General features: G+C 55.5%; 20 protein-coding genes. 3 read left to right on the top strand and 17 right to left on the bottom strand.

What is annotated here, in order from left to right; all coding sequences use genetic code 11:
• Positions 1-89: 89 nt before the first annotated feature.
• The 6 genes from USG84_RS21870 to USG84_RS21845 are packed head-to-tail and all read right to left on the bottom strand — an operon-like array spanning position 90 to position 4372.
• A complete protein-coding gene (locus tag USG84_RS21870; protein WP_151412936.1) occupies positions 90-686 on the bottom strand; it encodes a tail fiber assembly protein in 597 nt (198 codons plus the stop codon).
• Positions 686-1948 (bottom strand): phage tail protein, encoded by a 1263-nt coding sequence (locus USG84_RS21865; RefSeq protein ID WP_151412937.1) that lies wholly within the window; start codon positions 1946-1948, stop codon positions 686-688. Before USG84_RS21865 ends, USG84_RS21870 begins: the two co-directional genes overlap by 1 nt.
• A complete protein-coding gene (locus tag USG84_RS21860; RefSeq protein WP_151412938.1) occupies positions 1945-2550 on the bottom strand; it encodes a phage tail protein I in 606 nt (201 codons plus the stop codon). The genes USG84_RS21865 and USG84_RS21860 overlap by 4 nt, the downstream gene beginning before the upstream one ends.
• On the bottom strand, positions 2543-3451 hold the full coding sequence (locus USG84_RS21855; RefSeq protein WP_058670697.1) for a baseplate assembly protein: 909 nt from the start codon (positions 3449-3451) through the stop codon (positions 2543-2545). Before USG84_RS21855 ends, USG84_RS21860 begins: the two co-directional genes overlap by 8 nt.
• Positions 3438-3797, bottom strand: a complete 360-nt coding sequence (locus USG84_RS21850) for a GPW/gp25 family protein (RefSeq protein WP_110108660.1) — start codon at positions 3795-3797, stop codon at positions 3438-3440. The genes USG84_RS21855 and USG84_RS21850 overlap by 14 nt, the downstream gene beginning before the upstream one ends.
• Positions 3794-4372 (bottom strand): phage baseplate assembly protein V, encoded by a 579-nt coding sequence (locus USG84_RS21845; RefSeq protein ID WP_151412939.1) that lies wholly within the window; start codon positions 4370-4372, stop codon positions 3794-3796. Before USG84_RS21845 ends, USG84_RS21850 begins: the two co-directional genes overlap by 4 nt.
• A 94-nt stretch (positions 4373-4466) precedes the next feature.
• Between USG84_RS21845 and USG84_RS21840 the strand changes: the two genes are divergently transcribed.
• Complete coding sequence (locus USG84_RS21840; RefSeq protein ID WP_248113423.1) at positions 4467-5372, top strand: hypothetical protein; 906 nt, start codon at positions 4467-4469, stop codon at positions 5370-5372.
• Here the strand turns inward: USG84_RS21840 and USG84_RS21835 are convergent.
• From USG84_RS21835 to USG84_RS21785, 11 genes are all read right to left on the bottom strand, one after another.
• Complete coding sequence (locus USG84_RS21835; RefSeq protein ID WP_151412940.1) at positions 5364-5810, bottom strand: phage virion morphogenesis protein; 447 nt, start codon at positions 5808-5810, stop codon at positions 5364-5366. The two genes, USG84_RS21840 and USG84_RS21835, sit on opposite strands and share 9 nt — an antisense overlap.
• Positions 5803-6234, bottom strand: a complete 432-nt coding sequence (locus USG84_RS21830; RefSeq protein WP_151412941.1) for a phage tail protein — start codon at positions 6232-6234, stop codon at positions 5803-5805. Before USG84_RS21830 ends, USG84_RS21835 begins: the two co-directional genes overlap by 8 nt.
• The gene (lysC, locus tag USG84_RS21825) at positions 6197-6445 is read right to left on the bottom strand and encodes an Rz1-like lysis system protein LysC (protein WP_227743268.1); all 249 of its coding nucleotides are present in this window, start codon (positions 6443-6445) and stop codon (positions 6197-6199) included. The genes USG84_RS21830 and lysC overlap by 38 nt, the downstream gene beginning before the upstream one ends.
• A complete protein-coding gene (lysB, locus tag USG84_RS21820) occupies positions 6330-6758 on the bottom strand; it encodes an Rz-like lysis system protein LysB (protein ID WP_151412942.1) in 429 nt (142 codons plus the stop codon). Before lysB ends, lysC begins: the two co-directional genes overlap by 116 nt.
• Positions 6755-7270: a lysozyme gene (locus tag USG84_RS21815; RefSeq protein WP_151412943.1), complete on the bottom strand. Its 516-nt coding sequence runs from the start codon at positions 7268-7270 to the stop codon at positions 6755-6757. Before USG84_RS21815 ends, lysB begins: the two co-directional genes overlap by 4 nt.
• Positions 7251-7466, bottom strand: coding sequence for a hypothetical protein (locus USG84_RS21810; protein ID WP_014884902.1), 216 nt, complete (start codon positions 7464-7466; stop codon positions 7251-7253). Before USG84_RS21810 ends, USG84_RS21815 begins: the two co-directional genes overlap by 20 nt.
• 3 nt (positions 7467-7469) lie before the next feature.
• Entirely contained in the window at positions 7470-7673 is a 204-nt protein-coding gene (locus tag USG84_RS21805) for a tail protein X (RefSeq protein WP_151412944.1), read from the bottom strand.
• Positions 7673-8137 (bottom strand): head completion/stabilization protein, encoded by a 465-nt coding sequence (locus tag USG84_RS21800; protein WP_151412945.1) that lies wholly within the window; start codon positions 8135-8137, stop codon positions 7673-7675. The genes USG84_RS21805 and USG84_RS21800 overlap by 1 nt, the downstream gene beginning before the upstream one ends.
• Before the next feature lie 93 nt (positions 8138-8230).
• Positions 8231-8881 (bottom strand): phage terminase small subunit, encoded by a 651-nt coding sequence (gpM, locus tag USG84_RS21795; protein WP_151412946.1) that lies wholly within the window; start codon positions 8879-8881, stop codon positions 8231-8233.
• 3 nt (positions 8882-8884) lie between these two features.
• Positions 8885-9946 (bottom strand): phage major capsid protein, P2 family, encoded by a 1062-nt coding sequence (locus tag USG84_RS21790; protein ID WP_151412947.1) that lies wholly within the window; start codon positions 9944-9946, stop codon positions 8885-8887.
• A gap of 16 nt (positions 9947-9962) precedes the next feature.
• Positions 9963-10796, bottom strand: coding sequence for a GPO family capsid scaffolding protein (locus tag USG84_RS21785; RefSeq protein WP_248113421.1), 834 nt, complete (start codon positions 10794-10796; stop codon positions 9963-9965).
• A gap of 142 nt (positions 10797-10938) precedes the next feature.
• On the opposite strand from USG84_RS21785, the gene USG84_RS21780 reads away from it, so the two are divergent.
• Both USG84_RS21780 and USG84_RS21775 read left to right on the top strand, forming a co-directional pair.
• The gene (locus tag USG84_RS21780) at positions 10939-12705 is read left to right on the top strand and encodes a terminase ATPase subunit family protein (protein WP_151412949.1); all 1767 of its coding nucleotides are present in this window, start codon (positions 10939-10941) and stop codon (positions 12703-12705) included.
• Entirely contained in the window at positions 12705-13730 is a 1026-nt protein-coding gene (locus tag USG84_RS21775) for a phage portal protein (RefSeq protein WP_248113419.1), read from the top strand. The genes USG84_RS21780 and USG84_RS21775 overlap by 1 nt, the downstream gene beginning before the upstream one ends.
• Positions 13731-13834: the final 104 nt, after the last annotated feature.

The following is a 13834-nucleotide window of genomic DNA, read 5'->3' as shown; positions in this document are numbered from 1 at the left end:
TTGATATGCACGCGGCGCACGCGCTGGGCTATGTATAGGGAATGACACAATGGAAGAGGTAAAAAATCCCCGCAGTTGCGGGGACGGGATTAATCTTCGGGAGGTTCAGGCCAGTTAATATCGGGGGCCTGCGATGTATCCACGCGCGTCAGCAATACGCGGTATTTTCGCCAGGCATCATAGCGGCTCTTTTCTTCATCTGTTGCCATATCCAGATCAACAGCATCCTGCAGGGGTTCGATTTTGGCAGCGGCGCTTTTAATGAGTTCTGCTTTTGTTGCTGTAGCTTCGGCAATTACTGCAGCTGCTTTCGCCGCCTCATCTGTTACCCAGCGCTCACCGTTCCACTTATCATATGGTGTCGATGGCGGGTAAATAGTCGTATCAGCAGGATAATCGCCCGGCACGGTAATTTGCTGCTCCGCCCCGGTTCTGATATTCCAGACGGTTTCACCGCGATGATCTGCCAGATATTCCCATCCGGTCAGTTGACTGTTCCGGCAGACAACATAACCTTTTTTTGCTGCCAGTGGCATGTCCGTACAGGCATTTGCAGGAATGCTGACGCCCACGGGAATAAACTCCGTTGTTTGCGACAAATAAACCCGCGTCAGACTGTCATAATTAAACACAACAACCTCACCAGCCACGACGGCAAATCCATTTTCTATAACTGCGCTTTGCATTATGCGGCCCTCACGATGTAGTTAAATGCCACATTGCATGGCGCGGTTTCGTTCTGGCCCTCATCGGATAAATACACGCCACTGCTCCCCGAATAAGCAAAATAAACGGTCGCTGAACTCTTACGGTAAGATTCATGAACAGCAGGAGTTTCGCCCCCATCACCATTACCAAACAATAACGCGTGTGTGTGCTTCCTCAACTTATCAGCAGCATACGACAGAATAGCGCGGCCACTATCCAGCCCCCGCCCATCGTCCCAGCCGCGAATAAACACGCCGCGCAAATCAGGAAGTTTTAGCCCCGGATACGCCTGTGCCAGCTTCGGATACTGCGCAGCAGTAAAGGCTGCACCATTGCACTTCAGCCAGCCAGCGGGAGCTGTAGTAAGAGGCCATGGAACAGGCACACCAACTGGCAGAGCGGAGCCTGCCCCCAGACCAAGGTTATTCAGAAACGCGGAAATATCTGCAATATCTGCGCCATTAGCTGATTTATCCATTTTCCCGGCAAGCGCATTGGTCATAGTGGTGGCAAAGTTCGGATCGTTGCCTAGTGCTTTAGCCAGTTCGTTCAGCGTATCCAGCGCGCCAGGCGATGAGTCCACCAGTGCCGCAATCGCTACCTGCACAAAGGCCGTGGTTGCAAGCTGCGTGGAAATATTGCCTGCCTCAGCCGTCGGCGCTTTTGGCGTGCCGGTGAATGTCGGACTGGCTTTCGGCGCATACTGCGTATGGGGATCGCTGGCGGCGGTATGCTTTGCCATCAAATCATCCACATACACCTTGAGCTCCAGTACCTTATCATCCACGTATTTACGGGTAGCGAGCACCACGGAAGGATCAATTTTCAGCGTAATGTTATCGGTGCTGCTGGTAATTAACACCATGCGCACTGTCTGCGTGCGGCCGCTCCCCTCTGCCAGCTGCGGCTTGTAGCTCTCCGGGCAGTTACCGACAGCAATCAGCGCGCCGGTTTCATCAAACAGACCAACCTCACGAATCCACCAACCGCCCTCAGTTTCGGGTATCACCTGCTCAGCGATCACCTGGCTGCTGTTCTGCGGATCGATATACAGCATATTCAGAGCTGCACGGCGTTTTTCACCGACCAGCTTTGTCTGTTGTGCGTTTGGCGTTGGCAGCACGCCACCGCCATCCCCCACCGCCATCTGTGTAATTTTCAGCGGAACACCGAGCGCGGCGGCATTTGCCAGTTTCGCCGCGCCGATATCCGTCAGCAGGGTATAAAATTTTGCGCTCATGGATTCACTCTCATTGTGTCAATAACATGGACGGCACCGCCCTCGTAGGCAGAACCACCGGAAATGATGGTTTCGTTGATATACGGGTAAATCGTGATTTCTTCGCCGCTGTAAGTGACAGCCCCCACAAAATATGGCCCGCTCGTCTGCAGATTTATGGACATGCCGATCAGGTGCCTGCTGCAGGGTTTGGCGTCACCGATGAGGCGCTCCAGCTCCAGATAGGTTTCCTCTGTTATGCCCTGGTCCTGCACCCCAATATCCAGGCGAAACGTACCCGGCGCCTCGCCGGTCTGCCACCATTCAATGATGCGGATCAGAAAACCGAACGGCTCCACCACACGCCGCACAGCGCTGGTTGTGCCCTTGTGCTGATGGATATAGAACGCATCCTGCACCACGCGGCGCTTCACGCTCTCCGCCCATCCTTCGTCCCAGCGATCAACCGAAAAGGCCCACGCCAGATATGGCAGAAACTTGACCGGGCATGTTGCCGGATTCCATAAATCGCGCAGCGGCACCTGCAGATCGGAAATTCCGCTGCAGGTCTGCGCCAGGTGGCGCTCAAGCGGCGATGAACCAGGAGGAAGCAGACTATTCATCCGTCCCCCCGTTGGTTACGCTCCATTCCGTACATGAAGCGGCTTGTGTCTTATCCAGCACCACATCAGCGAGCGGCGAGGCCAGCTCAACACGTTGCACACCTTCCACATGCAGCGCGGCATAAATAGCACTGCGGCGAATATCGCGCCCCAGCCTCGTCTGGCTGGCGATATATTTCTGCAGGCTGGCTTTTGCCGCCTCCATCACCGGCTCAGCTTCTGGCCCCGGGTAAAGAAAGATCGTCGCATCCACGCTGTACGGAATAATTTCAGCGCTGCGCACCGTCAAACGGTCAGCAACCGGCCGCACGTTCTCACTGTTAAGCGCCTGTTCAACCACCGCCAGCAGATCCGCCGCTGCCGTTCCGTCGCCCTCACGGCTCAGCACGGTAAGCACCACCTCCGCCGGTGCCGGGCTGGTTGCGCTAGCGTCAGCCACTCGCCCGTCAGCGCTTTTAGCGTGAAACTCATAAGCCGCCGTCGGCCCCGCAACGGACAGCCCCTCAAATGCAGCAGGAACACGCAGGCGCAGCGCCTCATCACTTTCCATTACCGCTGCGACCGGCGGCACCGCGTCGTTATCTGCAGGAGTAACCGTCAGCCGCTTCACGTTGTAGTTGGCCGCCATCTGATCGAGATCGCCGCCAATGGCATAAGCCACCATGACCGCCTGCGCCGCCTCGTTAATGCGCTGGCGCAGGAGGATTTCACGATACGCATTTTCCTGCAGGAGCTTGGTCACGGGTTCAGACTCCAGCTCAAGCGTGCGCCTTACCGCGTCCTGCTCGTCTGCTGGATAAAGGGCCATAAACGCGGCTTTCCGCTCGTTTAGCAGCGTTTCAAAATCCGGCACATCCACTATCTGCGGGGCGGGCAACTGAGAAAGGTCAATGACTGCCATTGTCTGCTCCTGTTGATACCGAAAGTGAAACCGGCGCACCGTTATCACGCTGCCCGGTAAGCTCAACCACCATCGAACCATCAAAACTGCTGTCTATGGTGATGGAATCCAGGGTAAGCCGTGGCTCCCAGCGACTCAGAGCCACATAGACCGCAGACATTACCTGCAGGCGTAGCGCCGGGTTCTGCGGCTGGTCTATCAGTTCAGACAGAAGCGAGCCGTATTCCCGCCGTGCAATGCGGCTCCCCTGCGGGGTCAGCAGAATATCCCGGACCGACTGGCGCAGGTGGTCCGTGTCGGTAATGGCCCTGCCGTTGCCCTGACTCATGCCGATATAAAGCGTCATACCGGGCCTCCCGATGTATCACCGCCGGATTTAACGCCGGTATGACCGTGTTTATCGACTACGATCCCGTTAGAACTCATGGCACCGCCGCCCTGGGTGACGCCACCATTGATCACCACCTCGCTGTTTATGCGCGTGTTGCTTGCTTCCACCACAAATTCCCCCGTTTTCAGGGTTATGTTATCTGCAGCCTCGATCACCATGGATTTGATGCCCCGCACATGCCAGCGGCCGGTCGCAGGTTCATATTCAAACCAGCCACCGTCCGGGTATTCCGTTACGCATCCGTCCACGGAGTCCGACGGCGGCGCGAATTGGTTGGAATAGATCGCAGGTAAGGCAAAAGCGGTTTCCATATTGCCGCCCATACTCAGCACCACCACCTGCTCATCCAGCGACGGACACCACCATGTACGGGCACCGCCCGCGCGCAGAGTCAGCCAGTTAATCCAGTTGGTTTCAAGCTCGCCCACTTTCACCCGGCACAGCCAGTTTTCCCGGTCCACTTCGGTTACGGTGCCGGTGCGGATCAAGTTGGTGATAAGGCGCATGATTTCGGTAAGTTGTGCGTTCATGTCGACGATATTTGCATAAACATTTAATCTGAGGCATGGAACCTGATATGTATGGCCAACCATACAATGGCTAGGAACTGAGAAAGGGCTAAAGATGACACCAATTGCTATCTATGGTTATAATTTTACGAAAGAAGTCATTTTTGATGGTGGCGTATTAACACCAATTTTCACCTCTGCTAAAGAGTTGAATGAAAACAAGTGCGATGGAACCAATTATATCTTAACCGGCTTCTTTACTCCTTCACCTAAATATTACGCAGAAATTTCCCACACCCTTTTTGATTTAACCGCAGTACTCAGTTTCATAGAACAAAAAAACGTAATAATTGGCGGTTCACTTGAGGAAAATGAAAGCCCTACCAATTTTGGCTCTACACTTCCCCGAAAGCTGAATGCTCAGCGAAAAAAAGGCCCTGGAAAAATAATCCTTGAGGATTACTTCTTCCCACAAAGTCGTGCAATCTTCATTGCTCTTGCCATGAGGAAACTAGCGGAAAATGTTAAATCGGATCAGAACCCCTTCAGAACTGCTTTCTATAAATCCATGGTTTCGTTTCGAGAAAGCATGAGCTATGTTGATGTTGATTACTTCCTAAACTTTTCAGCATTAGAATCGTTATGCCGATACATTCAAAAAGACTTCAAACCAGGAAGGTCTCCTCAAATATTATCATCAGCATTGAAAGAATATGGCTTTGATGTTTCTAAAGATGGAAACCCTGTAAAGCAAAGAAATATGATGCATTACTGTAAACTGCGTAACTCTCTATTTCACAATGGCGAATACATAGCTTTTACTCAAGACAGCAAGCCTGAAAGCATTATTTACTTAAAGGATTATTCATCGAACCTAAAATTACTTCTCCCTTTGGTTCTAATGAAATACATCAATTTTGATGATGAATCAATAAATTGGGACTCTTGGATAGATCATGAACCATTTATAAGCCTTAGGCCACATAAGATGAATCCACCGATGCAACAACAATCAGTGTGATAACCAGCGCAGCAATAAATCACGGGTCAGAACTTCCACGTCATTGTTAAAACCCAGCAGTCGGCGCTCTGCGTACCGGGCCTCCGGGCCATTGCGCCTGACTCGATCACGCAGCCCATAATGGTGAACACGGGCGATGCGCTGGACTTTCCTATCAAACTGCACACTGGCAGAGTCCGCAGTGGCGGCGGTTTTCAAGTATTTAGTGGTGCGCAATTTGGCGAACATCTGGCGCTTTATGCGCCCCTTTTTACTTCTGGCCGTTACCCGGCGCGGCTCAAAAGCGGTGCCGTCTGGATTGCGCTGCAGCCTGATGTTTTGCTGTTGCGACCGGCGCAGCTCCTGCGCCAGTTGTCGCATCATACGGTTGCGGGCTGCCGGTTCCAGATTCGCCAGCAGGGCCGCCAGCCAGTCATCCACCCTCTGCAGGTCATCCACGTTTCACCGTCCACATTTCTTCGGATACATCGGGTTCCGGCACCGCTTCAACGCTCGATACGGTGCCGTCTGTGCTGACAATCACGCGCTCCGTGAGCTGCAGATTGAGACTGAAATCACACAGATCGTTGCTCAGGATATCGACGTCAAAGGTAAAAAGTTTTTCGCGCAGTTCCGGGTTGTTGATGGCGTCCGGTTGATTGGTCATTAACCAGAGCAGCACGGGCGCCATCACTAAATTCTGATTGCCGCTAAAATCTTCAATCACCACGTTCAGGGTGTAGCGGTATTCCCATGACATTGAACGGGCGCCGGTTGCAACCAGCGAACCGTTATCAACAAAAAGGTGCAGTTTGTCCGGGTTGTCACGAACATACGCCACCGATTTATTCAGGGCGTTGCGTAAGGACTGCGGCTTGTTCACTGTCTCGCTCCTGACACGCAATAATCGTGTCCACTTTGTCGGCACATGCCGCCCAGGCGGCCTCAGTCTCATCCAGCACCTGATTCAGATCCCCATTACTGCGCGGCGCTGACCTGTCCAGACGGCACTGGGTCACTTTTGGACAACCACTCACGGTAAGCTGCACCTCCGGCGAGGGCCGGGCGGTCCCGCAGCCGGATAATGTCAGCAGGCAAAAGAGTGTCAGCCCAGCGGCGTAAATCCTCGTTTTCACGTTTTAGCTCCTCGATCCGGCGCTGGCGACTCCGCAACAGTGCGGAAGTCTCCTCCGCTGCAGCATAAAGTTGCATCTGCGCCCGGCTATTTGTTTCGGTAAGAATGGACAGGCTGATGAGCTGGCTGTTTTTCTTCGTCAGCTCCTGCTTGTTCTTTTTAAGCGCCTCAGCCTGCGTCCCGATGGTGTAACCGGCATTGTTAAGCCGCCATGACTGCCAGCCCAGCAATGCCAGCACCAGAGCCAGGATCACCGCCAGCGCGCGCGTCATGCCCCTGCCCCTTTAAGGCACCAGGCAAGCTCACGGGCGCGCCGGTTTTCCAGCCCTTTATTCCGTTGACCATTTACATAAACCCAGCGGGGGAGCTGGTTGCACGCCTGCCACCATTGCTGGCGATTGATGTAAGAAACCATTGTTGACCGGCAGATTGCTCCCGTTCCGACATTAAAGCCGATACTAATCATGGCATCGTAAACATGCTGAGGTGGCTTAACCTGCAGGCAGGCTTCAATCCTTTTTTCCGTCAGCAACACGTTATTAATCAGCCCCTGCGCGGCCTCTCGCTCCGTTATGGTTTTGCCCGGCACTACCCCGGACGTATTGCCGATCCCGTCAGTCCAGACCCCGGCGCTGCACTGGTATGGCTGCAGGCGGCACCCTTCGAAATCAGCAATCAGTTTCAGCCCCTCGACGGAGGTATGAAGCGACTGAAAGCCCGGCAGCGTGGCGGCAATCGCCAGCACCGCGCCGACCAGGCAACGCTTAACGATTGAAGGACTCATATTCCCCCCTGGATATTCTGCCGTCCCGCAGCAGCTGATAGGCTTTCCAGCGTAAATAACAGGTCACCGCTGCAGTAATAATGCCCAGCGCAAGACCGGTAATGGTCGATACATCTTTAAGAGACAAATCGCCGAGCCATGCCAGAAGCAGGGCAACGCAGTAAGTGATAAAGGCGCTGATTCGTTCAAGCGTCATAATTCAGTCCCATAGCTGGACGGTCTGCGCCGTGGTTGTCGCCGGAATATCCGGCAGCTCCACCTGCAGTCCGTGCGGTAAAAAAGGGCCATACTCAGCCAGCCCCGGATTTGTCTGCAGAACCTGCTCGGTGACACCCTGCGTGCGCCCGTAATGACGCCAGCAAAGCGCGTCCACCGTGTCATACTGGTGCGCACGCACTTTCATCAGATAAGCTCCACCGTGCAGTGCGCTGCATCCTGCACCCGGCTGATAGCCCAGCGGGCATCACGCCACAGATCGCCGCAGGCCTCCGCCAGCTCCTCCCCTCGCTTTATTCCCGACGTCGTGGCGTCATAATCCTGGTAACGCTCATTGAGCACGGCGCGCGCCCAGCAATACACGGCGTTAAGGTAGTGCTGGATGCGCTCGCTTTTGCCGTCCAGCATTTCCGCCGGCACCTCAGCCAGATCCCGGTAGCCCAGCATCTGCTGGCGGTTGCGGAAGTCGTACAGCTCAGCGTTAACTTCGGAAATGGCTGTCAGTGCAACCTGCCTGAGACGGGGCTGCGTCACCGTGCCGTCAGTTCGCATCACGCTGCGAAACTTCGACAGGTCCACATCGGGCCAGAACGGCGTATTTTTAATAACGTCCGCCTGTTCCGGTGCCTGTTCTGGCGCAATAAACTGCATGCGGCTTTCTCCTGAAAGAGTGGGCGGTGGACGAGGTTTTGATGTGGCAGTGCCTTTCGCCACCCCGTGCCGCCCGTGCGCGGGGCACGTTCGTTAGCAGCTGTCACTGCGCAATCTGCGCTCCAGCTGCTGCTTTTCTTTTTTCACGCCGCAGCGGGGATCGAGTTGCAGCGCATGGGTAAGGTGATTAAGGGCAGAAGCTGGGTTGCTTTCGGTTAGTACCGCGCCGATGGCTTTGTGCAGACGTGCCCGGGACTGGTCCGGCATATCCAGATCTGTTGTCAGGTCCAGCGTCTGCAAGAGCAGATCGGCATCAAAACCAGTGGCGGCCAGCAGGGCGCTTTGTGCGGCGTCCGCCATTTCTTCCGCCAAAACGGTCTGCACGTTGCGGTTGCCTAGTGGCATCACCCAGCCATGGTGCAGCGCATGACGCCCGATTTCCAGCGCACCGACATAATCACCGGCGTCGATACGCCACAGCATCACGTACATCAGCACGTCATCCTGCTGCGCACCTCCGGCAGCCAGCACGCCCTCCGCCCATGCGGCATACTTCGGCAGAAGCTCCACCTTGATTGCCGCCTTTTTCACGGTGGACTGGACACCCTTTAGGCGGCGGCGGTCTTCTGCCAGCTGCAGCAGCATCAGGTCATAGCCGGACGCATGGCGAACACTGCCGCCCTCCCGGGCGGCCTGTTCGGCCTGAATGCGCAGGCGGTGCTGCCGTGCGGGACTCAGGCTCATGCGTTACTCCCCACCTTCCGTCGCAGCTGACGCGCTGAAATCACCGATTTCGATATTTTCGACCAGGGCCGCGCAGCGATAATCTTCAATCACATACGCTTCGTTGACGGATTCGAAGTTTTCAATCCGGTCACGTTTCGGGTTGTCGATAACAGAACGGCGGCGGGTGTCCTCCTGCCAGTAGATGGACAGGTTATCCAGACGGGTGATCAGCAGGGCATTGGCCGGGAAGAACGGCGCACGCACCGCCTGCAGGCCGCCCATGCGTTTCTGGCTGATAATCAGATCGGCGGCAATTTTCTCGCTGTTTTCCTGCTCTTTGTTAACCAGCGGGAAATACTTGTCAGACAGCAGCTCGCGGCCGCAGATAACAACCAGCTCGTCATCATCCTGGTAAACCACGTCGATCAGCTCGTTAACCGCATCCATCACCACGGCGTCCAGGTTGACATAGTCGCCGCCCTTGCCCACCTTCACCGCGCCTGCCGTGGTGATGCCGCCCTGGGTGGTACTGCCCATAACGTGGTCCGGCGCGTCTTCGCGGATTTTCTGCAGCCAGCCCTTATTCACGTCCTGCAGCAGTGGGTTTTCACCGCGGTTAGAGGTTTTGGCACGCTTCACACCGTTAAAGCCGATCATGATGCGGTCCAGCGCCTGACGCTTGATGATGGCGTTACGGATACGCACCTGGAAGTCCTGGAATTTCGCCCATAGGTCCAGCTTTGCGTAGGTCAGCACCGTGTCAAAGTTGGTCTGTTCGCATTTATATTCCACGTCCTCCATCAGCATCGGATCGGTAGGTTCGCGCTCTTTGGTGGTGGTGTCGGTGGTTCCGGCAATGGTGGAGCCAACGCCCAGGCCAAGCAGCTGGCCGGACTGTTCCGCAACCGGCGTGATGTTAATCAGCGTCAGGAAAGCGGCGGACTGCTGGATCTGGTCTTCCAGCGTCTGCTGCACGGACGGGTCCACGGTGAACTTGCTGGAAAGCTCTTCCACTTCCACATTGTTCAGGCGCGCCAGCTGCTGCAGGTAGGCGTTAAAGGCAAAGCGGGTATTCTTTTTCATCGGGTTTTATGCTCCATCAGCAATTGGTCAGGGTGCCTGCCGGTGCGTCACCGCCCGGTGCGCGCTGGCGGTAATCTTTACGGCTGTCTTCATGGCTCAGTTGCTGCTGAAGCTCGGCAAAGGCGGCCTGCTGCTCCTGCAGCGAGGATTCAAGCTCAGAAATGCGCGCATCCTGGTCTGACAGAGATTTATCAGTGCGCTCGCTCAGGTTCTGCTGCTCGGTGGCGACCAGCTCAACGGCTTTGTACACGTCTGAAAAACGCGCATCGTCGGTCTGCTCTTTTTTGGTAAACAGCGCGGATACGCGGGCAAAGAGGGACGGCTTTTCGTCCTGGGTTTCTTCCAGTTCAATCAGCGTTTCTTCAGCGGCGGTAAATAGGTTTTCAGGGCTTAGCTTGCGGTTAGCCAGCGGGTTCTGTTTGGCGGTGGCACTGAAAGCCAGCATCTCGGTGCCCAGGCTCGCCGGATCGTCAGTGGCAGCCAGGCCGACAAGGTAGGCCTTGCCGGTGTCAGCAAATTTCGGGCTGACTTCCATAGAGGTGAATTGCTTTTGCCACTGCTTAATCAGACTAATCAGGTCAGGCGACGGGTTAATTTCGGCGTACAGCGCCATTTTCCCTTTTAATGGCCCTTCCGTGATTTCTTCGGCGGTTAAGCCGGTGACATGCCCATAACGCTTAAACGTGCCATCCGGCGAATAGCCTTTAATGTGCTCAAGGTTAATTTGCGCCGTATACACCGCAGGGTTGTAGCTGGCAGCCATTTGTACCAGCCATTCGCGCTGGATTTCGCGCCCGTCGGTGGTGGCACCTTCCACCCCGATGCGGAAACGCTTTGCTTTCACTGTCATGAGCCGTGCTCCGTTAGAAAAAACTTATTGGAGCCTTATGTTTGCGGTGATGGGGGGAGTGAAACAACGCGCGGCGCTTGTACGGTCAGCCACACAAACCGCAGCCGGGGAAAGCCGCCGGGCAAGGCCGTATGTTTGGGCCATGAACACGACAATGCCCCCCGCAGACCTCGATCCCCGTCGGCAGGCCATGCTGCTGTACTTTCAGGGATACCGCATAGCCCGCATTGCAGAAATGCTGGGCGAGAAAGTTGCAACCGTTCACAGCTGGAAGAAACGCGACAAGTGGGGCGAGTATGGGCCGCTGGATCAGATGCAGCTCACCACCGCCGCGCGCTACTGCCAGCTCATTATGAAGGAGCAGAAAGAAGGGAAAGACTTCAAGGAAATTGACCTGCTGGCGCGCCAGTCAGAGCGCCACGCCCGGATCGGTAAATTTAACGATGGCGGCAATGAGGCTGATTTAAATCCGAAGGTTGCCAACCGCAACAAAGGCCCGCGCCGCCAGCCCGAAAAGAATGTTTTCACCGACGAACAGATCGAGAAGCTGCAGGAGGTTTTCCACGGCTCGATGTTCGCCTACCAGCGCCACTGGTACGAGGCAGGCAACCGCCACCGTATCCGCAATCTGCTCAAATCGCGCCAGATCGGAGCGACCTTCTTTTTTGCCCGGGAGGCGCTGATTGACGCCATCACCACCGGCCGCAACCAGATTTTTCTCTCAGCCAGCAAGGCACAGGCGCATGTTTTCAAGCAGTACATCATCGACTTTGCAAAAGAAGTGGATGTAGAGCTGAAAGGCGATCCGATGACGCTCAGCAACGGCGCGTGCCTGTACTTCCTCGGCACCAACGCCCGCACGGCGCAGAGCTATCACGGCAATCTTTACCTGGATGAATATTTCTGGATACCGAAATTCCAGGAGCTGCGCAAGGTGGCATCCGGGATGGCCATTCACAAAAAATGGCGTCAGACCTACTTCTCCACGCCGTCCAGCCTGACGCACAGCGCGTATCCGTTCTGGTCCGGCGCGCTGTTTAACCGGGGCCGCGCCAAAGCAGACAAGGTGGATATTGACCTAACCCACGGTAGCCTGGCCCCCGGCCTGCTGTGTCCGGACGGGCAGTATCGCCAGATTGTCACCGTGGAAGATGCGGTGCGCGGCGGCTGTAACCTGTTCGACATTGACCAACTGCGCATGGAGTACAGCCCGGACGAATACCAGAACCTGCTGATGTGCGAGTTTATCGACGATCTGGCGTCCGTATTTCCGCTCAGTGAGCTGCAGGCCTGCATGGTGGACAGCTGGGAAGTCTGGAGCGATTTCCATGCCCTGGCGCTGCGTCCGTTTGGTTGGCGTGAAGTATGGATTGGCTACGACCCGGCGAAGGGTACGCAAAACGGTGACAGCGCAGGTTGCGTGGTCATGGCACCGCCAACCGTACCGGGCGGCAAGTTCCGCATTCTGGAGCGTCACCAGTGGCGCGGGATGGACTTCCGTGCCCAGGCGGACGCCATCAAAAAGCTGACGCAGCAGTACAACGTGACCTATATCGGCATCGATTCCACCGGCGTCGGCCACGGCGTGTACGAGAACGTGAAGGCGTTCTTCCCGGCCGTGCGCGAGTTTGTCTACAACCCCAACGTTAAAAACGCCCTGGTGCTCAAGGCGTACGACATTATCAGCCACCGCCGCCTGGAGTTCGACGCCGGGCACACCGACATCGCGCAGTCCTTCATGGCAATCCGCCGCGCCACTACGGCCAGCGGCAATCGCCCGACCTATGAAGCTAGTCGCAGTGAAGAAGCCAGCCATGCCGATCTGGCCTGGGCGACGATGCACGCACTGTTTAACGAACCGCTGCAGGGCGAATCCGCCAATACCAGCAATATTGTGGAGATTTTTTGATGGGCAAGAGTAAGAAAAACCGCGCCGCAGCCGCGCAAAGCGTTCAGCACAGCGGCGCGACAACGGCAGAAGCCTTCAGCTTTGGCGACCCGATCCCGGTGCTGGACCGTCGCGAGCTGCTGGATTACGTGGAATGCGTGCAGATGGACCGCTGGTATGAGCCGCCGGTGAGTTTTGACGGGCTGGCGCGCACCTACCGTGCGGCCGTGCATCACAGCTCACCAATTGCCGTGAAGCGCAATATTCTGACCAGCACCTTTATTCCGCACCCGCTGCTCAGCCAGCAGGCGTTCAGCCGGTTTGTGCAGGACTATCTGGTATTTGGTAACGCCTATCTGGAGAAGCGCACCAACCGGCTCGGCGGCATTCTGTCGCTTGAGCCGTCACTGGCGAAATACACCCGCCGCGGAGTGGATCTAGATACTTACTGGTTCGTACAGTACGGCATGACCACGCAGCCGTATCAGTTCACCAAAGGCAGCATTTTTCACCTGATGGAGCCGGACTTAAACCAGGAGATTTACGGCCTGCCGGAATACCTGTCCGCCATTCCCTCCGCACTGCTGAATGAGTCCGCTACGCTGTTCCGTCGCAAGTATTACATTAACGGAAGCCATGCGGGTTTTATCATGTACATGACCGACGCCGCGCAGAACCAGGAGGACGTGAACAATATCCGCCAGGCTATGAAAAGCGCCAAAGGGCCAGGCAACTTCCGCAACCTATTTATGTACTCGCCAAACGGCAAAAAGGACGGGATTCAGATCATCCCATTGTCAGAAGTTGCAGCAAAGGATGAGTTTCTGAATATCAAGAATGTGAGCCGGGATGACATGATGGCGGCTCACCGCGTTCCACCGCAGATGATGGGGATCATGCCGAGCAATGTTGGAGGGTTTGGGGATGTGGAGAAAGCAGCTAATGTTTTTGTTCGAAATGAACTGTTGCCATTGCAAAAAAAGGTGCAAGAATTTAATCATTGGATAGGGGAACATGTAATTACATTTAACAATTATACTTTATAGATTTTAAGCTTACAGCTAGCGCCTGCCCAAGCAGGCGCAGGCGTCTACTTATCTAAAGCGTGTTGCAATATCGGCGGCTTCTATAACAGTAGCTTTTTTTGTAT

The sequence above is a fragment of the Enterobacter sp. 168J2 genome (genome assembly GCF_034107265.1).
Lineage (GTDB): Bacteria > Pseudomonadota > Gammaproteobacteria > Enterobacterales > Enterobacteriaceae > Enterobacter > Enterobacter nematophilus.
This window is presented reverse-complemented; position numbering and strand designations above follow the sequence as displayed.

Coding starts and splice junctions, on each gene's coding strand:
- USG84_RS21845 (WP_151412939.1), bottom strand. CDS start 4,372: ATGAACGCACAACTTACCGAAATCATGCGCCTTATCACCAACTTGATC.
- gpM (WP_151412946.1), bottom strand. CDS start 8,881: ATGAGCCTGAGTCCCGCACGGCAGCACCGCCTGCGCATTCAGGCCGAA.
- USG84_RS21780 (WP_151412949.1), top strand. CDS start 10,939: ATGAACACGACAATGCCCCCCGCAGACCTCGATCCCCGTCGGCAGGCC.
- USG84_RS21805 (WP_151412944.1), bottom strand. CDS start 7,673: ATGAAAGTGCGTGCGCACCAGTATGACACGGTGGACGCGCTTTGCTGG.
- USG84_RS21775 (WP_248113419.1), top strand. CDS start 12,705: ATGGGCAAGAGTAAGAAAAACCGCGCCGCAGCCGCGCAAAGCGTTCAG.
- USG84_RS21865 (WP_151412937.1), bottom strand. CDS start 1,948: ATGAGCGCAAAATTTTATACCCTGCTGACGGATATCGGCGCGGCGAAA.
- USG84_RS21815 (WP_151412943.1), bottom strand. CDS start 7,270: ATGAGTCCTTCAATCGTTAAGCGTTGCCTGGTCGGCGCGGTGCTGGCG.
- USG84_RS21840 (WP_248113423.1), top strand. CDS start 4,467: ATGACACCAATTGCTATCTATGGTTATAATTTTACGAAAGAAGTCATT.
- USG84_RS21800 (WP_151412945.1), bottom strand. CDS start 8,137: ATGCAGTTTATTGCGCCAGAACAGGCACCGGAACAGGCGGACGTTATT.
- USG84_RS21810 (WP_014884902.1), bottom strand. CDS start 7,466: ATGACGCTTGAACGAATCAGCGCCTTTATCACTTACTGCGTTGCCCTG.
- USG84_RS21870 (WP_151412936.1), bottom strand. CDS start 686: ATGCAAAGCGCAGTTATAGAAAATGGATTTGCCGTCGTGGCTGGTGAG.
- lysB (WP_151412942.1), bottom strand. CDS start 6,758: ATGACGCGCGCGCTGGCGGTGATCCTGGCTCTGGTGCTGGCATTGCTG.
- USG84_RS21790 (WP_151412947.1), bottom strand. CDS start 9,946: ATGAAAAAGAATACCCGCTTTGCCTTTAACGCCTACCTGCAGCAGCTG.
- USG84_RS21785 (WP_248113421.1), bottom strand. CDS start 10,796: ATGACAGTGAAAGCAAAGCGTTTCCGCATCGGGGTGGAAGGTGCCACC.
- USG84_RS21850 (WP_110108660.1), bottom strand. CDS start 3,797: ATGACGCTTTATATCGGCATGAGTCAGGGCAACGGCAGGGCCATTACC.
- USG84_RS21860 (WP_151412938.1), bottom strand. CDS start 2,550: ATGAATAGTCTGCTTCCTCCTGGTTCATCGCCGCTTGAGCGCCACCTG.
- USG84_RS21855 (WP_058670697.1), bottom strand. CDS start 3,451: ATGGCAGTCATTGACCTTTCTCAGTTGCCCGCCCCGCAGATAGTGGAT.